Below are 4,635 nucleotides of genomic sequence, written 5' to 3' on the forward strand. Positions count from 1 at the left end.
GCCAGTCTTGAAAGTATTCCAAGTTTCGCATTGATATTCTGCTCAAGCCACGCAGAGCCCTGGACATACACAAGACAGGGATGCAATGTATCACTGTCTATGGTGTTTCTTGTCTGTGGTGTAATGATCTGTAAGTGAAGCGGCACACCATCCATGTTGGCATATTCCACATTCGAATAAATATAAGTTCCTTTCTCATCTCCGGTTGTCGGGATTCTTGTAACGCCCTCTATCTCTTCGTCAAAAGATGGGTATTCTTCGTAGGTCCAGTTTTTATTTCCATAAGATATATTCTCCTGTTTTACAGCTTACCAGCCTTTCAGCACAGAAATCTGATAAGTCGCTATATTTTGTGGGTTTTCCAGTGCTTTTTTGCGCCAGGCACTTGGGGAAAGTCCTGTTATTTTTCTGAAGTTTCTAAGAAACGTGGACAGAACCGGATAACCAACAGAACGGGCAACTTCCTCGATGGAAGTACTGCCATGTGCAAGCAGCTCACATGCTTTGTTGATCCGAACCACATTCAGATACTCAGAAGGCGGCATATTCGTATATTCAGAAAAAATCCTTCGCATATGAGTTTCGCTCAGCCCACAGCTTTTGGCAAAATCCTTTGCCTTTATATCCTCTGTGTAATGCTGTTCCATATAGTTTATGATCTTTCGAACATAATCCATTGCATCAGAATGTGAAAGTTCATCCCCTGAATCCAGCGTGTTCAGCCGGTCAAAAAATAACAGAAAATTAAACGCAAGCGATAAAACTGCATATTTATAATGATATTTTTTCTGCTGCGTTTCTTCTATTATCATCTGCAGCAGTTCCACAGCCAGAGCGTTTTTGCTGCTATCCAGCACCAGAACTTCTCTGGAAAGATTTTTCTGCATTTTTGTATACTTTTCAGGCGCATCCTCAAAAACTTTTTTGAGGATCCTGTCTGTATCTATAAAAAGATATTCCCATTTCTGCTTTCGATTATGTTCTTCTGGCACCGGACAGGTACGATGCGGAATGTTTTTGGGAATGAACGTCAGTGTCCCTGCATGGTAAGGCGTTTCTTTTTCTGCAAACTGTATGATCCCATTTCCATAATGACAGTAACCGACTTCCAGATAATTATGAAAATGCATATTATCCATTCCATAAACAGTTTCCCATTTTTCACCGGTCAAAACAAGCAGCGGAAGATCCTGTGAAAGTTCATAGTAACGATATTCAGCTTTAGACATTTGCAATCTCCCTATGTTTTTATAAGGTCATTATAACAGTTGAAGAATATAAAGAAAAGAGCATAGTAGAACTTGTAAGTACACTTGGAATATTTTATGTCTTCCCAGCCAATCTCCGTTTCCGCAGGATAACCCCTTCTTCTGTAAGGGTGATTTTTTTCTTTCCACGGATCAATAGCTGCTTTCCCAGCTTCTTTTCAAGTTCCATAAGCTGCTTTGACAGGGACGGTTGTGCATTTCTGGCCTTCGAACCACAGACCAACAAGGCCGATTTCATCAGCCGCCAGCAAAATATCTCCCAGTGGAGATACATAGGTACAGGTATAGATCATAATTTTGTCATTCCTTTCATGCATAATTGCCTCCGTCGCACGGGGTACAGTAGAAAACTTCGATAAATTGAATTTGTTACATTTATTATAACTGGAATTTGGTTGGTGACATACTTCCACCACTTCAAAATCTATAAGATTTAAGTGGTGGGAGCATATCACTTAAGGAAATGTGTATACTGTCCATGCTTCTTTGTATTTTCACCATATTGAATTGCAAATTTAGGGCAGTGATGTAAGCAAGCTAAGCACATTACGCACTGCTCTTTGGTCCATTCAGGTTTGCGGTCTTTGAGCTTAATGGCGGAAACCGGGCAGTTTTTGGCGCACAAACCACACCCAACGCAGGTGTCTTCAACTGAAAAGTGCTTTGTTTTACGCATCGAATCATATTCGATATGATAGCCTATCTTTGCAATCGGATAAGGCAGCTTATTTTTCATAAAATCACCGACGACCAAATTTTTTATCTGTTCAATGATATGATCGATTTCAAGCTCTGCATAATTATTTATACGCTGAACTTTTTCTTTATTGCTCAAATCAAAAATCGGAGTCCAGGTGTCCGGCATTTTCACGCTGAATTTTGCGGACAATGGCAGGCCTTTAGGAGCAAGAATATTATCTGCAAATCTCCCAGCTTGTCCCGGGGTTGTTCCATAAGTTGCAATAAAAAATATATAGTCCGGCTTATGGCTTAAATCTAGTCTTTGTAAAAATTCAATTACGATAACAGGCAATCCCCAAGAGTATGTAGGGCTTACTATACCAAGTGTTTTGCATTTCTCATCAAATGAGAAAATTTGTTTTTTATAGCAATCTGTAATAGAAACGGCAATGTCACCGGTTTCGGCTGCAATCCTTCTGGCAACATATTCGCTGTTTCCGGTTGCTGAAAAATATAAAATCATAATCCATCTCCTTATCCAAGGCCTGCAAATTTAACAAGAAATGTATGTGTAATAAGTTTTGCAAGCAATTGACAGCATTTATAAAATGCTCCGGTAGTGTAAACGGCTCTGCCTTTCCTTGCTGCTTTTAATGATCTCAAAGCAGCAGTCTTTGGGTCGATTGATTGCTCAAGATTAAAAAGGGCGATTTATCAGAAACCCAGCCGCATCTGGTGCCACACAACATTTCCATGGGTGGATTTGTCAGATATACCTTCGTCGGAAAAGCCAAATTTTGCATAATACGGGATAAGCTTTTCTTTGCAGGTCAGGACAAGTCCTTTACGGCCCTGCTGCTTTGCATCGTCGATCGCGCGGCGGATCAGTTTGCCGGCGTATCCATGTCTGCGATAATCCGGTAATGTATTAACACCAAAAATCATCTGCCACGCACCATCTTCGTTGTGCATGGCAGCCTTCTCATACATTTCATCCGTCAGGTCCGGCTCATCTGTTACAAAACCGTCTACAAATGCGATCAGCTTTCTATCTTCATACATTAGCCAGAAGTAATTTCCGTAATATTTCACTCTTTCGATGAATTCCTCTTCTGTTGCTGCTTCCGCAGGCGGGAAACATTCTGCCTCAACTGCGGCAATCGCTGTAATATCTTCTGTTGTTGCGTATTTTATTTCCATACTATATTCCTCTCTTGTCTCTTTGAATTCCATCTCAGTTCATCCAGTATAACACGAAAATAACGATATTGCATGTGTGATCTGATCCATGCAATATCGTTAACAATTTTTGGTACCTTTCTTCATTTTTTTGGCAGTTGGTGGTTTCCTGATATCAGTTTTTACGAAAATAAATCCAGCGTCATCTGTCCGTCAATCCAGCTTATTTGTTTTGCCTCGTGTATGATATCTCCCGGCATGCTTCCGCCAAGCAGAAATGGTGATTTCGGGTCATGTCTTTTCATGTTCTCCCGGACCAGAGCACTATTTACATTCGCATAACAATATCTGCACAAATGCCCGCAGGTATCATATGCTCCAATGTCTACTCCCAGAAGACAGGCACATGTCCCGTTTCTCTGGTTCATCTTCTGCTTTGGCACATCCAGATGTGTATGCAGTGCTTTTTCGTATGTATCTACAGTCATACATCCTGAACAGTCTGCTCCGTAGGCCGCAAGTTCATTTCCTTCTGCACATGGCCGGATTACCATATTGTATTTCTCTGCAATTCTGATAAATTCTTTTCCGATCCTGATTCTGTCGCTGATTGTAACGGCTTTTGCTTCCGGAAAATTCCGTGCTACTTTTTGGTAAATGTCAATGAAACTAATTACGCAAGTGTGGGTATAGCCGGACAAATTCGCTGCCATTTTTTCGAATTCCTGTATATGCCATTCTACGGTATGTGTCTGGTCGATGAGTATTGGATCATAGCGCCATCCGATGCTGTCAATGCCTACAATATTGGACAACTTCTTAAAATCTTCCATTACTGTTTTCTTATCTGGCACATTGGGTTCAATCTCAGTTCCATATGGTGTGATTGTCACAAACCAGTATTGTCCATATGATTGCAATTTGTCCATATGCTTAAGCATTGGTGCCGGATTTTTCGTACAGAATACAAGAAGGTCTACGACCTCCGGCGACAGGCTATATTTCGTTACCTGCAACGGATTATATGGATTGCGGACCAGTACATAGCCTTCCTTTATTCTGTTCATAAACCATTCGGAATAAAACGCCGGGATATCTGTCCGCATGCCTGTTTGTATGATCATGGTATTTGCTGCCTTTCTGCTGTTTCTGCAAATTAAAAATTTTTTATTGTTGTCTGCGTAAAAACACCACGCTCAATACCAGCACAAGGCATTCCACGACCGGCATTACCAGCCACAGGCTGTTTCCGCCAAAGATCAGCGGGAATGTGAGAATGGCAGTGCTGCTCAGGATCACATTTCTGAGTAATGAAATGAAAAGGGAGCTTTTTACGCTTAAGATCGACTGTAAATAGTATGAGGTCAGGAGGTTGATCCCCATTGGGATAAATGCGATAAAATACACTCGCAGCCCTGCCCGGGCGATCTGTGACATTTCTTTGTTATAGATGAGCCGGCAGCATCCCAGTGTTCTGTGGATGAGGTTTTTCTGTTCTCTGTTCGGG

The 4,635-nt window shown here is 41.4% G+C and carries 6 protein-coding genes and 1 pseudogene; all 7 read right to left on the reverse strand.

Annotated features, from left to right (window positions below):
• Positions 1–308 precede the first annotated feature (308 nt).
• Positions 309–1,229: a helix-turn-helix domain-containing protein gene (locus QZL69_RS06685; RefSeq protein WP_022214450.1), complete on the reverse strand. Its 921-nt coding sequence runs from the start codon at positions 1,227–1,229 to the stop codon at positions 309–311.
• Positions 1,230–1,344: 115 nt separating this feature from the next.
• Positions 1,345–1,494, reverse strand: a pseudogene (locus tag QZL69_RS13965) (LysR family transcriptional regulator); the annotation flags it as partial.
• On the reverse strand, positions 1,427–1,585 hold the full coding sequence (locus QZL69_RS14085; RefSeq protein ID WP_022214451.1) for a hypothetical protein: 159 nt from the start codon (positions 1,583–1,585) through the stop codon (positions 1,427–1,429). The pseudogene QZL69_RS13965 and the gene QZL69_RS14085, both read right to left, overlap by 68 nt.
• A gap of 134 nt (positions 1,586–1,719) precedes the next feature.
• A complete protein-coding gene (locus QZL69_RS06700) occupies positions 1,720–2,472 on the reverse strand; it encodes an EFR1 family ferrodoxin (protein ID WP_022214452.1) in 753 nt (250 codons plus the stop codon).
• Positions 2,473–2,663: 191 nt separating this feature from the next.
• Entirely contained in the window at positions 2,664–3,149 is a 486-nt protein-coding gene (locus tag QZL69_RS06705; protein WP_022214453.1) for a GNAT family N-acetyltransferase, read from the reverse strand.
• A gap of 161 nt (positions 3,150–3,310) precedes the next feature.
• Positions 3,311–4,252, reverse strand: coding sequence for a DUF1848 domain-containing protein (locus QZL69_RS06710; RefSeq protein ID WP_022214454.1), 942 nt, complete (start codon positions 4,250–4,252; stop codon positions 3,311–3,313).
• A 43-nt stretch (positions 4,253–4,295) separates the two neighbouring features.
• Positions 4,296–4,635: helix-turn-helix domain-containing protein (locus QZL69_RS06715; protein ID WP_291518750.1), on the reverse strand; the 340-nt coding region annotated here is incomplete at its 5' end.

Origin of the sequence: Blautia sp. CAG:237, from assembly GCF_000436615.1 — a bacterium.
GTDB classification, from domain to species: domain Bacteria; phylum Bacillota; class Clostridia; order Lachnospirales; family Lachnospiraceae; genus Blautia_A; species Blautia_A intestinihominis.

Coding starts and splice junctions, on each gene's coding strand:
- QZL69_RS06685 (WP_022214450.1), bottom strand. CDS start 1,229: ATGTCTAAAGCTGAATATCGTTACTATGAACTTTCACAGGATCTTCCG.
- QZL69_RS14085 (WP_022214451.1), bottom strand. CDS start 1,585: ATGCATGAAAGGAATGACAAAATTATGATCTATACCTGTACCTATGTA.
- QZL69_RS06700 (WP_022214452.1), bottom strand. CDS start 2,472: ATGATTTTATATTTTTCAGCAACCGGAAACAGCGAATATGTTGCCAGA.
- QZL69_RS06705 (WP_022214453.1), bottom strand. CDS start 3,149: ATGGAAATAAAATACGCAACAACAGAAGATATTACAGCGATTGCCGCA.
- QZL69_RS06710 (WP_022214454.1), bottom strand. CDS start 4,252: ATGATCATACAAACAGGCATGCGGACAGATATCCCGGCGTTTTATTCC.